The organism is Burkholderia stabilis (assembly GCF_001742165.1).
Taxonomy (GTDB): Bacteria; Pseudomonadota; Gammaproteobacteria; order Burkholderiales; family Burkholderiaceae; genus Burkholderia; species Burkholderia stabilis.
The window spans coordinates 1,216,582-1,232,782 of sequence record NZ_CP016442.1 but is presented as its reverse complement, the minus strand read 5'-3'; the positions used below and the strand labels follow the sequence as shown (position 1 = coordinate 1,232,782).

Genomic DNA, 16,201 nt, shown 5'->3' with positions numbered 1-16,201 from the left:
GGCATGGAACAGTTGAACTATCGCTTCACCGCGCGCGAGCGCGCGAAGGGCGAGCAGGCCGCGGCGCTCGTCGGCGTGGTCGCGTCCGGCAATCTCGAAGTGCTCGTCGAGCGCGTGCTGCCGGGCAACGAATGCGAAATCGACATCCGCACCGCGGCGGTCGGTTTCGGCGCGGTGTGGCAGGCCGTCGTGTCGGATTTCGTCGAGCGGCGCACGCCGGGCGGCCTGAAGCTGTCGATCAACGACGGCGGCGCGCGGCCCGACATGGTGTCGCTGCGGCTCGCGCAGGCCGTGCGCGCGATCGAGGGGGACGCATGATGAACGACGTGATCCATGATGCACCCGCGTTCGTCGCGAACGGTGCGAGCTGGTACGAAGCGTCCGCGCGGCAGCGTATCGACGAGCTGCTCGACGCGGGCAGCTTCAGCGAATTCCTCGGGCCGGCCGAGCGCGTGACGAGCCCGCACCTGCCGCTGTTCGACCTGCCGCAGCAGTTCGACGACGGGATGGTGGTCGGCCATGGCCGGCTCGACGGCAAGCCGGTGTTCGTCGCCGCGCAGGAAGGCCGTTTCATGGGCGGCGCGTTCGGCGAAGTGCACGGCGCGAAGCTCACGGGGCTGCTGCGCGCCGCGCGCGAAGTCGGCAAGCCGGTGCTGATCCTGTTCGATACGGGCGGCGTGCGGCTACAGGAAGCGAACGCGGGCGAGCTCGCGATCGCCGAGATCATGCGCGCGCTCGTCGACGCGCGGGCGGCCGGCGTGCCGGTGATCGGGCTGATCGGCGGGCGTGCGGGCTGCTACGGCGGCGGCGGGTTGCTCGCCGCGTGCTGTTCGGCACTCGCGGTGTCGGAGCAGGGGCGCATCAGCGTGTCGGGCCCCGAAGTGATCGAGACCAATCGCGGCGTCGAGGAATTCGACGCGAAGGACCGCGCGCTGATCTGGCGCACGATGGGCGGCAAGCACCGGCGGCTGATCGGCGGCGCGGATCGGTATGTCGCCGATACGCCGGACGCATTCCGCGCGGCGGCGCTCGAATTGCTCGGCAATGCGCCGACGTTCGATGCGGCGATGCTGCGCGCGGAACAGGTACGCCTCGAAGCGCGGGTCGAGCGGTTCGGTGCGTGCGAGGACGCGCTCGACGTGTGGCGCGCGCTTGGTGCAGAGGCGCCCGAAGCGATTCCCGGAATGCCCGACGATGCGTTCGCCACGCTTGCCGACCAGTTACAGGAGCCGCAGCATGACGCTCGATGAAGTACTGAATTCGCTGTTCCCCGCAGGCCATTCGATCGCACGCACCGGCGGCCTGCTGACCGGCCACGCGGATCTGGCTGGCACGCGCGTCGACGTGATCGGTGTTGCGGACCGTTTGCCGTTCGGCATCGACGAAGCGCTGACGCTCGCGTCGCACGTGCTCGACACGATCGCGCGCGGCGGTGATACGTCGATCCTCGTGCTCGTCGACAGCGACAGCCAGCGGATGAGCAAGCGCGACGAACTGCTCGGCCTGAACGAAGGGCTGTCGCATCTCGCGAAATGCCTGATGCACGCGGATCTCGCCGGGCACCGGACGATCGGCGTGCTGTCCGGCCACACGGCCGCCGGCGCGTTCATCGCGACCGCGCTCGCGACGCGCACGCTGCTCGCGGTGCCGGGCGCCGAGCCGGAGGTGATGGATCTGCCGTCGATGTCGCGCGTGACCAAGCTGCCGATCGACCAACTGAAGGAGATGTCGCGCTCGACGCCGGTGTTCGCGCCGGGGCTCGACAACCTCGTGAAGATGGGCGCCGTCGACGCCGTGCTCGACCCGGCCCGCGCGCTCGACGCGCAGGTCGCGGAGTGGCTCGGCAAGCCGGCCGATCGCGTCGATCGCCGCGCGGCGCGCGGCCGGCCGGTGGCGGCCGATGTCGCGCGGCGCGTCGAGGCACTCGCGCGTGACGCACGCTGAAATGCCGCTGCGCCGCCACACGCTCGTCACGCTGACGGCGGCGGGGTGGGGCGCGGCGTTCGCGCGCGATCCCGCGCTCGCGGCCGATCCGCTCGTACGTGCGTGGGCCGCGCACGCGTGGCCGTTGATCGTGCGCCGCGCGTCGCCCGACGAGGCCGATGCCGGCCGCGTGCCGCTCGGCCTGCCGCTGCCGCCTTCGGCGGGCAAGCGGCGCATCGCGCTGAACGTCGCCGCCGACGCGCTTGCAACGGTCGGCCCGCTGCCCGCGCTGGCCGACGTGCTCGGCGCGGCGCCCGACGCATGGCACGCGCCGTTGCGCGAGCTCGATGCGCTCGGCGCGCGCTGCGGCGTCCAGGGCCGCGTGTTCGGCAGCCTCGCGTGGCAGGCGCTGACGGGCGAGCCATACCTCGGTCCGTCGTCCGATCTCGACATCGTGTTTCCGCTGCCGGACGCCGCGTCGCTCGCGCCGCTGCTCGACGGCCTCGCGGCGATCGACGCACGCGCGCCGATGCGTATCGACGGCGAACTGCTGCGCGACGACGGCGCGGGCGTCAACTGGCGCGAACTGCACGCGCGGTTGCCCGAAGTGGCGGTCAAGACCGCGATCGCCGTCGAATTGATGGCCGCCGACGCATTCACCGGAGGAGGCGCGCGATGAGCGCATGGGCTGTCTGCCGCACACCGGCGCCGTCCGAGGCGGAGCGCATCGCCGCGCTGGCCGAGCGCAGCCTCGTGCTCGAGATCGAGACTTATCCGAAACCGGGGCTCGTCAGCCACGTCGACACCGGCAGCCATTCCGACATGGACGCCGCGACGTTCGCGCGCAGCGCCGCCGTACTGCGGCCGTACTTTGCGGAACTCGCCGACGCGGGCGCGCGCGATGCGGACATGGCCGTGCTGCGCAAGATCGGCCTGCGCGCCGAGCACGCGATGCTCGCGGCGACCGGCGGCGTCAATACGCATCGCGGCGCGATCTTCGGGCTCGGGCTGCTGTGCGCGGCCGCGGGCCGGCGCGGGACGCCCGATCCGGCCGCACACGCGATGACGCTCGGCGCGTTCGTCGCGCATCGCTGGGGCGCCGACATCCTCGGCGGCCCGCGCTTGCCGGACAGCCACGGCGAGCGCGCGAGCCGGCGCTACGGCGTCGGCGGCGCGCGCCGTGAGGCGGCCGACGGCTTCGCAACCGTGTATGCGGTCGGGTTGCCCGCGCTGCGCCGCGCGAAGCGCGCTCTGCCGCACGACCCGGAAGCCGCCCGTGTCGACGCGTGCTTCGCGCTGATCGCCGCGCTCGACGACACGAACCTGCTGCACCGGGGCGGGCAAGCCGGCCTTGATTTCGCGCGGGCGACCGCACGCGCATTCGTCGCGCGCGGCGGCGTGCGCGCGCACGGCTGGCAACTGCGCGCGGCTGCCGCGCACCGGGCGTTCGTCGCGCGCCGGTTGAGCCCGGGCGGCGCAGCCGACCTGCTCGCGATGAGCGTCTTCGTCGACGCGCTCGAAGCCGACGAGGGCGCGCGATGACGCTGGCGATCCTCTGCTCCGGACAAGGCGCGCAGCGCGCCGACATGTTCGACCTGACGGGCGCGGCGCCGCAGGCCGATGCCGTGTTCGCGCACGCCGGCCGGCTCCTCGGCGACGATCCGCGCGCGTGGGTCCGGCAGGCCGGACCGGACGCGCTGCGTGAAAACCGCGCCGCGCAGATCCTTTGCACCGTCCAGGCGCTCGCGGCGACGGCGCTGCTCGACGCGGTGTGGCCGCGGCGGCGCTGCGTCGCGGGCTACAGCGTCGGCGAAGTGGCGTCATGGAGCGTCGCGGGGATGATCGATCCGCACGACGCGCTCGACCTGGCCGATGCGCGCGCACGCGCGATGGATGCGGCGAGCGGCGGCGACGAGCGGATGGTGTTCGTGCGCGGCCTGACGCGCGAGCGGCTCGCGCAGTTGTGCGATGGCCGCGACGCGGCGATCGCGATCGCGAACCCCGGCGACGCGTTCGTGGTTGCGGGGCGGCGCGTCGACGTCGATGCGGTGGCCGACGAAGCGGCACGCGACGGCGCACTGCGCGTCGCGCCCGTGTGCGTGCGGATCGCGTCGCACACGGGCCGGCTCGTGGCGGCCGTGCCGGTGTTTCGCGCGTCGCTCGCCGCAGCGAGCGTGCGACGGCCGCTGTCCGGCACGCGGCTGTTTTCGGGAATCGACGGCGCATCGGTGCTCGACGTCGACGCGGGCCTCGACAAGCTCGCGCGGCAGGTCGCGGAGCCGGTCGAATGGGCGGCGTGCCTCGCCGCCTGCGTGGAGGCCGGCGCGACCGCATTTCTCGAACTCGGCCCCGGGCGCGCACTGGCCGAGATGGCCGGTGGCGCGTATCCGGCGCTGCCGGCGCGCAGCCTCGCGGATTTCCGTTCCGTCGACGGCGTGACGAGCTGGCTCGCGCGCGTCGCGGCGGGCTGACCGGCGGCCTGAAAAACGCTCGCCGGGCGCGCATGGCGCACTGTGTGTTGCGCCGGCGCAGCAGCGTCGCAGCCGGCACTTGCCACGCGAATTGGCATCGCTAAAATGGCGCCCGCCATGAGACCAGCCGCTTTCCTCCTCGTCGCGCTCGGCTGCGCGGCGAGCGCCCACGCCAGCCCGATTCCGTCCGACGCCGCATCGGTCGGCGCGTACTTTTCGTATGACAATGCAGCAGCCGACGCGACCGTCGACCTGATCGAGCAGGCGCAGCGCCGTGTGCTGCTGGCCGGCTATACGCATGTACCGCCGGCCGTCGCGAGCGCGTTGCGCGCGGCCCGCGCGCGAGGCGTCGAGGTACGCGTCGTGCTCGTGCGCTCGCCGCGCGCGGGCAGGTACAGCGGCGCGGGTTATCTGAAATCCGCGGGCATCGACGTCGCGATCGATTCGCGGCATGGCGATCCGGCGCCGCGCTTCGTGATCGTCGACGACAGCGTCGCGCTGACGACGCTGTCCGAAGGCGCGGCCGCCCACGCGGAAACGGTGAACGTGTTCCAGCGCGCGCCCGAGCTCGCGCAATCCTACGCGCAGTCGTTCTGGCGGCTGTACCGGCAGGCCGCCGGCCTCTGACCCCTTCCTTCGGCGTCGTGCACGCCGGTGTGACCCTGCTTGCATCGGCACGACCGATGAACCATGCTCGTTGACAGGCGCCAGCGCGGCTTTCGCGCATCCGGCACAAAAGCAGGGGGCCGATCGTGTTCGAGTGTTTTGCCGATCGCGCCGATGCGGGCCGTCAACTGGCCGTCGCATTGGGTGACTACGCGGGGCGTAGCGACGTCGTCGTGCTCGCGTTGCCGCGCGGTGGCGTGCCCGTCGCATATCCGGTCGCCTGCGCGCTGGGCGCGCCGCTCGACGTGCTGGTCGTGCGCAAGCTCGGCGTGCCGCGCGATCCCGAACTCGCGATGGGCGCGATCGCGACAGGCGGCGCGATTCACTTGCAGCGCTCGGTGATCCGCTCGATGGGCGTGTCCGACTCGCAGCTTGCCGACGTGATCGTGAGCGAGACGGCCGAACTGCATCGCCGCGAAGCGCTTTATCGCGGCGCCGTGCCGCCGCTGCCCGTGGACGGGCGCATCGCGATCGTCGTCGACGACGGCGTCGCGACCGGCGCGTCGATGCGCGCCGCGCTGCAGGCACTGCGCGAGCGCCATCCCGCGCGCATCGTGGCCGCTGCGCCGGTCGCGCCGGCGGGCACGCGGCACGCATTCGACGACCTGGCCGACGCGTTCGTCACGGTGTCGCAGCCGCTGCCGTTCTTCGGGATCAGCCAGTTCTACGCGCGTTTCGAGCAGACGAGCGACGACGAGGTGCGCGCGTTGCTCGACGCGGCCCGTGCCTGACGCGCCGTTACGCCCGCCCGATGCCGGGCGGATGAGCGGCTTCGGCCAGCGCGAACACGCGCTGCAGTGCCGGATGGACGCTGCCGTGCCAGCGCGCGCCCGTAAACAGCCCGTAGTGATCGCAATCGTCGATGTCGACGCGGTAGCGCTCGCCGGCCGAGAGGCCGCTGCACATGTCCAGCGCCGCATGCGTCTGGCCGGCGCCCGTGACCGCGTCGCACGCGCCTTCGACGGTCAGCAGCGTGACGCCGCGCAGCGCGGCAGGCTCGACGCGCCGGCCGCCGACGTCCCACGTGCCGTTCGCGAGGCTCATGCGCTGGAACACGATGTCGACCGTATCGAGGAAGTATTCGGCCGGCATGTCGAGCAGCGCCGTGTATTCGCGCAGCGCGCGCCGTGCGCCGGCGAGCCCGGCCAGGTCGAAGCGCGACGCAGCCAGCGCGTAGGCCTCGATCAGCGACAGGAAGCGCTGCGGGTACATGAGCGCGATCTCGCCCTGCTGGAGATAGGTCGGGAACACGTGGCGGCCGTGCCCCGCGAAGCCGGGCGGCACGATGTCGATCAGGTGGCGGCGGCACCATGCGAGCGAATGGGTCGTTGCGGCCGTGCCGAGCGCGCTCGGGTTCAGGCGCGCGTCGAGCGGGCCGCCGATCAGCGTGATGCTCGCGGGCGGCGGGAGGCCGCGTGCGGCGCGCAGGGCGAGCGCACCGAGCGCGGGCACGGTTGCCTGGCACACGGCGACGACGTGCAGCGGCCGATCGTCGGCTGCGAGCCCGTCGACGAAGCCGTCGAGCGTCGCGACGTACTCGTCGAGGCCGAAGCGGCCCGACTCGGGCGGCACGTCGCGCGCATTGCGCCAGTCGGTTACGCAGACGTCGCCGTCGGCGAGCAGCGTCTCGACGGTTTCCCGCATCATCACGGCCGCGTGCCCGGCAAGCGGCGCGCACAGCAGCACCGTGCGCCGTGTATCGGCGTGCGTGAAGCGCCGCAGGTTGCAGAACGGCGTGCGCGCGACGATCCGCTCGTCGACGGCCGGCCACGCGATGTCGAAGCGCGGCGGCCCGGCCGGCGGCCCGAGCAGCGGCTCGAACAGGTCGTCATAGCATGACGACGCGGCGTGCGGCAGCGTTGCCGCCGGCCACGCGTCGAACGCGTGCCGCGTCGTCTCGCGCCAGACGCGCATCCATTCCCGCTGTTGCTCGACGAGGGCGTACCACATGGGGAACCTCGGGACGGAAGGGGCGTGAATCTGCATTATGGTCATTGTGGCCGGGCAGCGGGCGCTTCATGCGCGGTCGGATGACGCTTCTCGAGCGCGCCGGGCGCGACGCGGCCCCGCGCCGTTGCCGGCCGCCCGCTCGGCCCCGGCTGGCAAGCCGCCGTCGATTGTTCTCGATGGCTGACAAGTGACTTCGCATTCGCGCTGTTTATCCGGGCGCGGCCGGTCCCTAGAATCCACTCCATCGAATCACGCATTGCCTGATGGAGCCGATGATGAAGACCTTGATCGAATCGAGCCTGTACCACCCGTCCGTCCTGTTGCCGCTTGCCGCGCTGACGCAGTTGATGGTCGAGCGCGATTTCAATCTCGGCCAGGTCGGGCTGATCGTCGCGGCGCGTGGCGCCCAGGCGGCGGTGTCGCGCTCGCGCGCGCTGATCTTTTGCCGTCACTGCGAAGCGCACGCGTAATGGCGTTCGTATTGAACAGATGAAAAAAAGCCCGCGCGGCGCAAGCCGGGCGGGCGGATCGGGTTCGATCGGGCCCCGGCTTCGGCCGGGGCTTTTTCATGGGCGACGCTTATGCGCGCGCCGGGGAGGCGACGGTGTACATATCCGACGCGTCGTCCTCGCGCAACTGGCGCACGAGTTGGTGGGCTTCGCGGCGCGTCGCGACGGCGGGCGGCGAGCCCTTCAGCGGCTGGCGCGCGGTTTCGGCGAGCGCGACGACCGACACGATGCCGATCACGGCGGCGCCCATCATGTAGTACGCGGGCATCATCAGGTTGTGCGTCACGTCGACGAGCCACGCGGTGACGAGCGGCGTCGTGCCACCGAACAGCGACACCGACACGTTGAAGCCGATCGCGAGCGCGCCGTAGCGGATCTCGGTCGGGAACAGCGCCGGCAGCGCCGACGGCATCACGCCGGTGAAGCACGACAGCAGCACGCCGAGGATCAGCAGGCCGCCGAACACCGATGCCGTGGTGCCCGCATGGATCAGCATCATCGACGGAATCGACAGCGCGAGCAGGCCGACGCAGCCGGCGAGCATCACGGGCTTGCGGCCGATCCGGTCGGACAGGCGGCCCGCGGCGAGCGTCAGCGGCATCATCAGCACCATCACGAGCAGCACGAGCACGAGGCTGTGCGATTCGTCGAAGTGCAGCGTCGACGACATGAAGCTCGGCAGGTACGACAGCACCATGTAATCGGTCACGTTGAAGATCAGCACGAGGCCGACGCACAGCAGCAGCGCACGCCAGTTGCGCATCAGCGTTTCGCGGAAGCGCGTCTTCGGCACGGCCTTGTCCTGCGCTTCGCGCTCCTCGGCCTGGCGCTTGAACGCGGGCGTTTCCTCGAGCTTCATCCGGATGTAGAGGCCGATCAGGCCGAGCGGGCCGGCGATCAGGAACGGCACGCGCCAGCCCCACGACAGCAGCGCTTCCTGCGACAGCGACGCGGTAAGCAGCGCGACGACGCCGGCGCCCATCACATAACCGATCAGCGTGCCGAACTCGAGGAAGCTGCCCATGAAGCCGCGGCGCTTGTCGGTCGAGAATTCGGCGATGAAGGTGGCTGCGCCGCCGTATTCGCCGCCGGTCGAGAAACCCTGCACGAGGCGGGCGACGAGCAGCAGCACGGGCGCCATGATGCCGATCGACGCGTAGCTGGGGATCAGGCCGATCGCGAAGGTGCCGGCGGCCATCATGATCATCGTGGCGGCGAGCACGCGCTGGCGGCCGATGCGGTCGCCGAGCGGGCCGAACACCATGCCGCCGAGCGGGCGCACGAGGAACGCGGCCGCGAACGTGCCGAAGGTCGCGAGCAGCTGCGCGGACGGGCTGCTGGACGGGAAGAACACCTTGCCGAGCGTGACGGCGATGTAGCTGTAGACGCCGAAGTCGAACCATTCCATCGCGTTGCCGATGGCCATTGCGCTGACGGCGCGCTTGAGCAGGCTCTGGTCGACGACGGTAATGTCGTCCGCGGCGAGCGGGGCCTCGCCGGACGACGAGGGGGATGAAGAAGCAGCGGTCGGGCTGACGTGTGTTGCGGTCAAGGTCATGCACTCCTTTGACTGCGCCGAACGGATGGGCCGTCCGACACGGTTTGCCGGCGAGCGCGGTATCGCAAGCGGCGCGTCGGGGCAGGCCATTAAGCACTTACTGCACAAAAGGCGGTAAAGGGCCGTAAGAGGCTGCTTCGACGCGGGCCCGATGGGCCGTCGCGACAGTGCGCTCATGAAGAATGGGCCGCGTGATGCAGGCGGCAGATGCCGGTGCGGACGATGTCCTGCGTTCCGGCAGCGCCCCGAAGGGGCAATGAAACGAGAAAAGCGGGCCTGTCGGGCGGACTTTCCTGTGGGTGCAATTTCGGTCGAAGGGCCGGCCCGCAACGCGCGGACGGACTTCTCTCGAAATCGAATAGGCAGAGATTGAATGTTGAAACAGGCGACATGATAGCACGATGACGGACGATCGCGCAAATTGCCGGGAAACGCCCGTCTGGCGGGGCGCTCGGGCAGGCCTGCTCGGGTATGATCGGCGGCGCGCGGCGGGGCCGTGCTGCCCTCCGTGACGGAGGCCGAATTCACGAGGAACCGGATGACCGAATTGTTCAGGATCGCGGCGCTGTTTGCCGCTACCGCGCTGGCCGAAATCGTCGGCTGTTACCTGCCGTGGCTCGTGCTGAAGGATGGGCGCCCGCTCTGGCTGCTGGTGCCGGCCGCACTGTCGCTCGCGCTGTTCGCGTGGTTGCTGACGCTGCATCCGAGCGCGGCGGGGCGCACCTACGCCGCGTACGGCGGCGTGTATATCGCGGTTGCGCTGGTCTGGCTGCGGGTGGTCGACGGCGTCGCGCTGACCCGCTGGGACGTGGCCGGCGCGGTGCTCGCGCTCGGCGGAATGGCGGTCATCGCACTGCAGCCGCGCGCGTGAGCACGGCTGCAGTGCGTGCGGCGTGCGTCAGGCCGTTTCGGCGGCGCCCGCGTCGGCGGACTTGCGCCACACGCATTCGCCCTTGACCGACTTGTCGAGCTCGTCGAGCTGCGCCTGGTGCGCGGCGAGCTCGTCGTCGCTCGCGGCCACCACGGGCAGGTCGAGCGACGCAAGCGACACGCGCTGGCCGTTCGCCGAGCCGCCATCGGCGCCCGCGTCGTCGAGCATGTCGATCACGAGGCTGTCCTGGCCGCGCGTCATCGCGAGATACACCTCGGCGAGCAGTTCCGAGTCGAGCAGTGCGCCGTGCAGCGTACGGTGCGCGTTGCTGATGCCGAAGCGGTCGCACAGCGCGTCGAGCGAGTTGCGCTTGCCGGGGAACATCTGCTTGGCCTGCACGAGCGTGTCGATCACGCCGCCGCACTGTTCAGTGAACGGCGGCAGGTCGAGCCGCGCGAATTCGGCGTCGAGGAACCCGAGGTCGAACGGCGCGTTGTGGATGATCAGCTCGGCGTCCTTCACGAAGTCGCGGATCTGATTGGCGACTTCCGCGAATTTCGGTTTGTCGCTGAGGAATTCGGTCGTGAGGCCGTGCACCGCCAGTGCGCCCGGATCGCTGTCGCGTTCGGGGTTCACGTAGAAGTGCAGGTTGTTGCCGGTGAGCCGCCGGTTCAGCAGCTCGACGCAGCCGATTTCGATGAGGCGGTCGCCCGTGCGGGCGTTCAGGCCGGTGGTTTCGGTATCGAGAATGATCTGGCGCATGTCGGGAAAAACGAAGGAAACAGGGGAGCGGCCGGGGTTCAGGCCGTCAGGGATTCGACGCCGCGATTCGCGAGCGCGTCCGCGCGCTCGTTTTCGGGGTGGCCCGCGTGACCCTTCACCCAGCGCCATTCGACTTCATGCTGCGCGACGAGCGCGTCGAGCCGTTTCCACAGGTCGGCGTTCTTCACGGGCGTTTTCGCCGCGGTGATCCAGCCTTTTTTCTTCCAGCCGTGGATCCACTCGCTGATGCCTTTCTGCACGTACTGCGAATCGGTGTGCACGATCACCTGGCACGGCCGCTTCAGCACTTCGAGCGCGGCGATCACGCCCATCAGCTCCATGCGGTTGTTGGTCGTGTTGGGCTCGCCGCCGAACAGCTCCTTTTCGCGGTCGCCGTAGCGCAGCAGCGCGCCCCAGCCGCCGGGGCCGGGGTTGCCCTTGCAGGCGCCGTCGGTATAGATGTCGATGGTATCGGTTGTCATGAATGTTCTTGATGGGTGGTCGGGGAGGCCGCCGGCGTCAGGCCCGGCGCGAGCACGGGCTTCTTCATTTTGATCTGGCCGACGAGGCGCATGCCGCGCACGCGCTTGACGGCCGTCACCATGTAGACGGCGCCGAAGATCGGCCACCAGCGGTCGCCGGCGGCTTCCATGAAGCCGTAGCGGGCCAGCCACTTGTCGGTGACGAGCGGCGGCCGGTAGCAGCCGAAGCGGCCGCGCTCGAGGTCGAAGCCGAGCAGCTTGATCCAGTCCTTGAGCCGGATGAATGCGATCTGGTCGCGCGTGGCCGGCACGAACGGGTGGTTTGCCATGCGCCCGAACGATTGCCGCATGCCCCACAGGCTGAGCGAATTGAAGCCGGTGATCACGAGCTGGCCTTCCGGCATCAGCACGCGCTCGGCTTCGCGCAGCAGGCGGTGCGGGTCGGACGTGAATTCGAGCGTGTGCGGCATCACGATCAGGTCGACGCTCTGCGACTCGAACGGCAGGTCGAGCAGGTCGCACCAGGTCGTGCTGCGATCGTCGGGCGCGTGCACCGGCGCGTGGGCTTCGCGTGCCCACGGATACTGGTACGGCGCGCTCGCGCCGCTTGCCGGATCGAGCACGAGGCCGCGATACGGCATGCGGTTCTCGCGCAGCGCGTCGAGCTGCGGCAGGCCGAGTTGCAGCGCGTGGAACCCGAAGACGTCGGACACGATCCGGTCGAGCTGCGCCTGCTCCCAGCCCAGCACGTAGCGGCCGGGAGGCGAGTCGGTCCAGGCGGGCCAGTCTATAATTTGTCGGTCAGACATAACGATGATTGCGCGCCCATGAACGAGCTGGAATACGTGCCGGTACCGGCATTCGAAGACAACTATATCTGGCTCGTCTCGGACGGCTGCGATGCAATCGCCGTCGATCCGGGTGAAGCCGCACCCGTACGCCGCGTTCTTGCCGAACGAGGCTGGCGGTTGACCGCTATTTTACTCACGCACCATCACGCCGACCATGTCGGCGGTGTCGCGGCACTGCGCGATAGCCAACCGGACGATGTTCCGCTCGTCGTCTACGGCCCTGCAGCCGAGGAGATCGGTGTGGTTACGCGGCCGCTCGCGGGCGGCGATCGCGTGACGCTCGACGCGCCGGCCGTCGCGTTCGACGTGCTCGACGTGCCGGGTCACACGCGCGGCCACATCGCCTATTTCCAGGCGGCCGGGCAGGGCGCCGTGACGCCGCACGTGTTTTGCGGCGACACGTTGTTCTCGTGCGGCTGCGGTCGCCTGTTCGAAGGTACACCCGCGCAGATGCTCGCCTCGCTCGACGCGCTCGCGGCGCTGCCGGGCGACACGCGCGTGCATTGCGCACACGAATACACGCTGTCGAACATCCGCTTCGCGCTCGCGTGCGAGCCGGACAATGCGGCGCTCGCCGCGTGGCGCGACGATGCGCAGGCACTGCGCGCACGCGGCGTGCCGACGCTGCCCACTACGATCGCGCACGAGCGTGCCGTTAACCCGTTCATGCGGGCCGACAGCGATGCGATTCGTGCGACGCTCGAGGCCGAGCTTCACGAAACGGTGCCGGATCGTCTGGCGGCTTTCACACTGATGCGCGAGTGGAAAAACCGGTTCCGATGAGTATTTCCGGAGGACTCCAAAGCTCAAGCGTTGTCTGTAAAAATTGCTCCAAATGTAGGATTTCGCTGAGTTTTCGGTGTTTTTATTGACGTGAAGCACGCACTTCCGTAGTATCGCCTGCAATTTCCAGCCGTCGGAAGCCGAGATTTTCATGCGACTTATATTGAGTGCGATGGTGGTTCTGCTACTCGCCGCTTGTGCGAGCCAGGCCCCTGTCGCCAACAACGCCGCCGATTCGCAGGCGACGTCCAACTACCTCCGTAAATCAGCCACCGCCAAAGAAACTGTCGACGTCGACAAGCAATCGGTCGGCGATCTGACCAGTGCAGACCCCGATCTCTGGGGGCGCATCCGTCGCGGTTTCCAGATGCCCGACCTGCAGAGCGACCTCGTCGACATGCAGACGACGTGGTACACGCAGCGTCCTGATTACGTGCAGCGCATGACCGAGCGCTCGCAGAAGTACCTGTACCACATCGTCGAGGAGCTCGAGGCGCGTCACATGCCGACCGAGCTCGCGCTGCTGCCGTTCATCGAATCCGCGTACAACCCGCAGGCGCTGTCGGTCGCGAAGGCGGCCGGCATGTGGCAGTTCATGCCCGGCACGGGCCGCACGTACAACCTGAAGCGCAACATGTGGCAGGACGAGCGGCGCGACGTGCTCGCGTCGACGAGCGCCGCGCTCGACTACCTGTCGCGTCTGCATGACATGTTCGGCGACTGGTATCTCGCGCTTGCCGCGTACAACTGGGGCGAGGGCAACGTGCAGCGCGCGATTGCGCGTAACCAGGCGGCCGGCCTGCCGACCGACTACCAGAGCCTGCGGATGCCGAACGAGACGCGCAACTACGTGCCGAAGCTGCAGGCGGTGAAGAACATCATCGCGAGCCCGCAGCAGTACGGCCTGACGCTGCCGGATATCCCGAACCACCCGTATTTCGTGACGGTCACCACCTCGCGCGATATCGACGTGGCGGTTGCCTCGAAGCTCGCGAACCTGCCGCTCGACGAGTTCCGTTCGCTGAACCCGTCGTTCTCGAAGCCGGTGATCCTCGGTGCGACCGAGCCGCAGATCCTGCTGCCGTTCGACAACGCGTCGGCGTTCGAGAAGAACCTGAAGGCATACAACGGCCAGCTTTCGTCGTGGACCACCTATACGGTCAGCGAACGTGCGCGGCCGGCCGCGATCGCCGAGAAGATCGGCGTGGACGCCGATACGCTGATGTCGGTCAACAAGATTCCGGCCGGCATGCGCCTGAAGCCGGGCTCGACGATCGTCGTGCCGCGCGGCGATGACGACGACGAGGACATCAGCGCCGACGTCGCCGAAAACGGCGCGCTCGCGATGGAGCCGGACGTACCCGACACGCGCAAGATGCTGATTCGCGTGCGCCGCAAGCAATCGATGGCGGCGATCGCCGGCCGCTACGGCGTGTCGGTGGGTCAGCTGAAGGCGTGGAACCGCACGCACCGCGATCTCGCGATGCCGGGTCAGGCGCTCGTGCTGCACGTGCCGGTCGGCCGCGCGGTGCCGGCCGAGCCGGGGCCGGAGCGGATCGCCACGTCGGCCGGCGGCGCGCACATCGAGCGCGCGAGCCTCGCGGTGGGCGGCAAGTCCGCGCGCGGCGCGAAGCGCGGTGCCGCGAAGCCGGCGGCCAAGGCGACGAAGGCTGCCGCGCCTGCAAAGGCCGCGCCGAAGGCAGCCGCGCCGCACAAGACCAAGAAGAAGTAACGCGGCTGCGTGCGCATCGGGTGGCCGACCGAGGCCGCGAGATTGCGCTATCATCCGACGAAATGCGAAAACGCCGTCACCGAGGTGACGGCGTTTTCGTTTGTGCGCGGCGCGGGGGCGCCGTTTCGAGAGTCTTCATATAACAAGGGGAAGCGATGTCGTCGGTGCAGGTGAGGGTGCTCGCGCTGTTTTCGATCGGGTATTTCGTGTCGTACGTGTTTCGCGGCGTCAATCTGGGTTTCGCGCCGTTCGTCACGCATGAGCTCGGGCTGTCGGCCACCGATCTCGGCCTGCTCACCAGTCTCTATTTCCTCGGTTTCGCGGGCGCGCAGATCCCGGCCGGCGTGATGCTCGATCACTTCGGGCCGCGTCGCGTGACGGCCGGCATGCTGTTGTTCGCGGCCGCCGGCGCGGCCGTGTTCGGGGCCGCGCACGGCATCGGCACGATGATGGTCGGCCGGCTGCTGATCGGCATCGGCGTGTCGGTATGTCTCGGTGCGGCGTTCAAGGCGCTCGCGCAGCATTTCCCGGTCGGCCGGCTGCCGCTCGTCAACGGCCTCGTGATGGCGGTGGGCGGCCTCGGCGGTGTCGTGGTCGGGTCGCCGCTGACCTGGCTGCTCGGCTGGACGAGCTGGCGCGCGATCTGTTTCGGCCTCGTGGTGCTGACGGTGATCGTCGCGGCGTCGATCGGCTTCGGCGCACCCGAAGCGAAGCAGGTGCGCCATCAGGGCGGGCTCGTCAGCCAGTTCAAGGGCACGTGGCACATCCTGAGCAGCCGCGCGTTCTGGAAGATCGGTTCGTTCTCCGTCGTCACGCAAGGGGTGTTCTACGCGATGCAGTCGCTGTGGGTCGGGCCGTACCTGCGCGACGTCGCGGGCTTCGATGCGCAGCATGCCGCAGGCCTCGTGTCGGTGCTCGGCTTCGCGATGATGGCCGGCTGCGTCGGCTTCGGCGCAGCGGCGCGCGTGCTCGAGCGGCGCGGCGTGTCGGTCTATGCCTTCTGCGGCGTCGGCATGGCGCTGTTCGTCGCGACGCAGGTTGCGATCATGGCGCGCGTGCCGCTGCCGCCGGCCGTGCTGTGGGCGGCTTACGGGATGTTCGGCGGCGTCGGCATCCTGACCTACGCGGTGATGGCCGGGCACTTTCCCGCCCATCTGATCGGCCGCGCGAACACGACGCTCACGCTCGTGATCTTCCTGCTGATCTTTGCGTTCCAGATCGGTGTCGGGGCGGTGCTGTCGCACTGGCCCGCGGTCGGCGGCCATTACCCGGCCGCCGCGCACTTCGCCGCGTGGGGTGTGCTGCTCGCGCTGCAACTCGCGAGCGCGATCTGGTACGTGTGGCCCGCACGCGGCAGCGCTGGCCAAGCACACTGATCCGGCGGTACGCTGACGGGTAGGGCGGCCGCGGAAACGGGGCCGCAGCACATTGCGCTCGCGTCATGCCGCGATGGCGGGGTGGCGCACGCATGATCGGACGGCCATATCGATTGAAGATAGGGCCATTTTCAGGCTATAATTTGAAAGTTTGTGCTGATCAACCTCGCACCCTAGCGCCTACCTCATTCATCCCGTTCATCCGCCGCACGCCGCCTGCCGGGCGATGCCGCGAAGCCTCGTGCGCCACGCGCCGGCTTCGCGTCT

The 16,201-nt window shown here is 69.4% G+C and carries 18 protein-coding genes; 13 read left to right on the top strand and 5 right to left on the bottom strand.

Annotated features, from left to right (window positions below):
- The first annotated feature begins 3 nt into the window (after nucleotides 1-3).
- The 8 genes from mdcC (at nucleotide 4) to BBJ41_RS05715 (ending at nucleotide 5,791) form a co-directional block, all read left to right on the top strand.
- A complete protein-coding gene (gene mdcC, locus BBJ41_RS05750; RefSeq protein ID WP_006485317.1) occupies nucleotides 4-318 on the top strand; it encodes a malonate decarboxylase acyl carrier protein in 315 nt (104 codons plus the stop codon).
- Nucleotides 315-1,250 carry a biotin-independent malonate decarboxylase subunit beta gene (locus BBJ41_RS05745; protein ID WP_069745697.1) on the top strand — a complete coding sequence of 312 codons (936 nt, stop codon included), beginning with the start codon at nucleotides 315-317 and terminating at the stop codon, nucleotides 1,248-1,250. Before mdcC ends, BBJ41_RS05745 begins: the two co-directional genes overlap by 4 nt.
- On the top strand, nucleotides 1,237-1,944 hold the full coding sequence (gene mdcE, locus BBJ41_RS05740; RefSeq protein WP_069745696.1) for a biotin-independent malonate decarboxylase subunit gamma: 708 nt from the start codon (nucleotides 1,237-1,239) through the stop codon (nucleotides 1,942-1,944). The genes BBJ41_RS05745 and mdcE overlap by 14 nt, the downstream gene beginning before the upstream one ends.
- Nucleotides 1,931-2,602, top strand: a complete 672-nt coding sequence (gene mdcG, locus BBJ41_RS05735; protein WP_069747602.1) for a malonate decarboxylase holo-[acyl-carrier-protein] synthase — start codon at nucleotides 1,931-1,933, stop codon at nucleotides 2,600-2,602. Before mdcE ends, mdcG begins: the two co-directional genes overlap by 14 nt.
- Entirely contained in the window at nucleotides 2,599-3,465 is an 867-nt protein-coding gene (mdcB, locus tag BBJ41_RS05730; protein ID WP_069745695.1) for a triphosphoribosyl-dephospho-CoA synthase MdcB, read from the top strand. Before mdcG ends, mdcB begins: the two co-directional genes overlap by 4 nt.
- Complete coding sequence (locus BBJ41_RS05725) at nucleotides 3,462-4,394, top strand: acyltransferase domain-containing protein (RefSeq protein WP_069745694.1); 933 nt, start codon at nucleotides 3,462-3,464, stop codon at nucleotides 4,392-4,394. Before mdcB ends, BBJ41_RS05725 begins: the two co-directional genes overlap by 4 nt.
- Before the next feature lie 105 nt (nucleotides 4,395-4,499).
- Entirely contained in the window at nucleotides 4,500-5,021 is a 522-nt protein-coding gene (locus BBJ41_RS05720) for a phospholipase D-like domain-containing protein (RefSeq protein WP_069745693.1), read from the top strand.
- Nucleotides 5,022-5,146: 125 nt separating this feature from the next.
- Nucleotides 5,147-5,791, top strand: coding sequence for a phosphoribosyltransferase (locus tag BBJ41_RS05715; RefSeq protein ID WP_069745692.1), 645 nt, complete (start codon nucleotides 5,147-5,149; stop codon nucleotides 5,789-5,791).
- Nucleotides 5,792-5,798: 7 nt separating this feature from the next.
- On the opposite strand, the gene BBJ41_RS05710 is transcribed toward BBJ41_RS05715, so the two are convergent.
- Entirely contained in the window at nucleotides 5,799-7,010 is a 1,212-nt protein-coding gene (locus tag BBJ41_RS05710; protein ID WP_069745691.1) for a polyhydroxyalkanoate depolymerase, read from the bottom strand.
- Between the two features lie 263 nt (nucleotides 7,011-7,273).
- On the opposite strand from BBJ41_RS05710, the gene BBJ41_RS05705 reads away from it, so the two are divergent.
- Nucleotides 7,274-7,480: a hypothetical protein gene (locus BBJ41_RS05705; RefSeq protein WP_083281806.1), complete on the top strand. Its 207-nt coding sequence runs from the start codon at nucleotides 7,274-7,276 to the stop codon at nucleotides 7,478-7,480.
- 109 nt (nucleotides 7,481-7,589) lie between these two features.
- Here BBJ41_RS05705 and proP read toward each other — a convergent pair whose 3' ends face one another.
- Entirely contained in the window at nucleotides 7,590-9,077 is a 1,488-nt protein-coding gene (gene proP, locus BBJ41_RS05700; RefSeq protein ID WP_069745690.1) for a glycine betaine/L-proline transporter ProP, read from the bottom strand.
- 538 nt (nucleotides 9,078-9,615) lie between these two features.
- Between proP and BBJ41_RS05695 the strand changes: the two genes are divergently transcribed.
- On the top strand, nucleotides 9,616-9,948 hold the full coding sequence (locus tag BBJ41_RS05695; protein ID WP_069745689.1) for a YnfA family protein: 333 nt from the start codon (nucleotides 9,616-9,618) through the stop codon (nucleotides 9,946-9,948).
- Nucleotides 9,949-9,975: 27 nt separating this feature from the next.
- Here BBJ41_RS05695 and dnaQ read toward each other — a convergent pair whose 3' ends face one another.
- From dnaQ to BBJ41_RS05680, 3 genes are read right to left on the bottom strand one after another with little or no spacing between them, the layout of a single operon-like run.
- The gene (gene dnaQ / locus BBJ41_RS05690) at nucleotides 9,976-10,710 is read right to left on the bottom strand and encodes a DNA polymerase III subunit epsilon (RefSeq protein WP_069745688.1); all 735 of its coding nucleotides are present in this window, start codon (nucleotides 10,708-10,710) and stop codon (nucleotides 9,976-9,978) included.
- Nucleotides 10,711-10,748: 38 nt separating this feature from the next.
- Nucleotides 10,749-11,192 (bottom strand): ribonuclease HI, encoded by a 444-nt coding sequence (rnhA, locus tag BBJ41_RS05685; RefSeq protein WP_069745687.1) that lies wholly within the window; start codon nucleotides 11,190-11,192, stop codon nucleotides 10,749-10,751.
- On the bottom strand, nucleotides 11,189-12,001 hold the full coding sequence (locus BBJ41_RS05680; RefSeq protein WP_069745686.1) for a class I SAM-dependent methyltransferase: 813 nt from the start codon (nucleotides 11,999-12,001) through the stop codon (nucleotides 11,189-11,191). The genes rnhA and BBJ41_RS05680 overlap by 4 nt, the downstream gene beginning before the upstream one ends.
- Before the next feature lie 18 nt (nucleotides 12,002-12,019).
- Here BBJ41_RS05680 and gloB point away from each other — a divergent pair, with 18 nt between their 5' ends.
- The 3 genes from gloB to BBJ41_RS05665 all read left to right on the top strand — a co-directional run bounded on the left by gloB (nucleotide 12,020) and on the right by BBJ41_RS05665 (nucleotide 15,934).
- Nucleotides 12,020-12,826 (top strand): hydroxyacylglutathione hydrolase, encoded by an 807-nt coding sequence (gloB, locus tag BBJ41_RS05675; RefSeq protein WP_069745685.1) that lies wholly within the window; start codon nucleotides 12,020-12,022, stop codon nucleotides 12,824-12,826.
- A gap of 151 nt (nucleotides 12,827-12,977) precedes the next feature.
- Nucleotides 12,978-14,558 carry a transglycosylase SLT domain-containing protein gene (locus BBJ41_RS05670; protein WP_069745684.1) on the top strand — a complete coding sequence of 527 codons (1,581 nt, stop codon included), beginning with the start codon at nucleotides 12,978-12,980 and terminating at the stop codon, nucleotides 14,556-14,558.
- Between the two features lie 155 nt (nucleotides 14,559-14,713).
- Nucleotides 14,714-15,934 carry an MFS transporter gene (locus tag BBJ41_RS05665; protein ID WP_069745683.1) on the top strand — a complete coding sequence of 407 codons (1,221 nt, stop codon included), beginning with the start codon at nucleotides 14,714-14,716 and terminating at the stop codon, nucleotides 15,932-15,934.
- The last annotated feature ends 267 nt before the right edge of the window (nucleotides 15,935-16,201 follow it).

Coding starts and splice junctions, on each gene's coding strand:
- dnaQ (WP_069745688.1), bottom strand. CDS start 10,710: ATGCGCCAGATCATTCTCGATACCGAAACCACCGGCCTGAACGCCCGC.
- BBJ41_RS05665 (WP_069745683.1), top strand. CDS start 14,714: ATGTCGTCGGTGCAGGTGAGGGTGCTCGCGCTGTTTTCGATCGGGTAT.
- BBJ41_RS05705 (WP_083281806.1), top strand. CDS start 7,274: ATGGAGCCGATGATGAAGACCTTGATCGAATCGAGCCTGTACCACCCG.
- BBJ41_RS05710 (WP_069745691.1), bottom strand. CDS start 7,010: ATGTGGTACGCCCTCGTCGAGCAACAGCGGGAATGGATGCGCGTCTGG.
- rnhA (WP_069745687.1), bottom strand. CDS start 11,192: ATGACAACCGATACCATCGACATCTATACCGACGGCGCCTGCAAGGGC.
- BBJ41_RS05725 (WP_069745694.1), top strand. CDS start 3,462: ATGACGCTGGCGATCCTCTGCTCCGGACAAGGCGCGCAGCGCGCCGAC.
- mdcC (WP_006485317.1), top strand. CDS start 4: ATGGAACAGTTGAACTATCGCTTCACCGCGCGCGAGCGCGCGAAGGGC.
- gloB (WP_069745685.1), top strand. CDS start 12,020: ATGAACGAGCTGGAATACGTGCCGGTACCGGCATTCGAAGACAACTAT.
- mdcE (WP_069745696.1), top strand. CDS start 1,237: ATGACGCTCGATGAAGTACTGAATTCGCTGTTCCCCGCAGGCCATTCG.
- BBJ41_RS05670 (WP_069745684.1), top strand. CDS start 12,978: ATGCGACTTATATTGAGTGCGATGGTGGTTCTGCTACTCGCCGCTTGT.
- BBJ41_RS05695 (WP_069745689.1), top strand. CDS start 9,616: ATGACCGAATTGTTCAGGATCGCGGCGCTGTTTGCCGCTACCGCGCTG.
- mdcB (WP_069745695.1), top strand. CDS start 2,599: ATGAGCGCATGGGCTGTCTGCCGCACACCGGCGCCGTCCGAGGCGGAG.
- BBJ41_RS05745 (WP_069745697.1), top strand. CDS start 315: ATGATGAACGACGTGATCCATGATGCACCCGCGTTCGTCGCGAACGGT.
- BBJ41_RS05680 (WP_069745686.1), bottom strand. CDS start 12,001: ATGTCTGACCGACAAATTATAGACTGGCCCGCCTGGACCGACTCGCCT.
- proP (WP_069745690.1), bottom strand. CDS start 9,077: ATGACCTTGACCGCAACACACGTCAGCCCGACCGCTGCTTCTTCATCC.
- BBJ41_RS05720 (WP_069745693.1), top strand. CDS start 4,500: ATGGCGCCCGCCATGAGACCAGCCGCTTTCCTCCTCGTCGCGCTCGGC.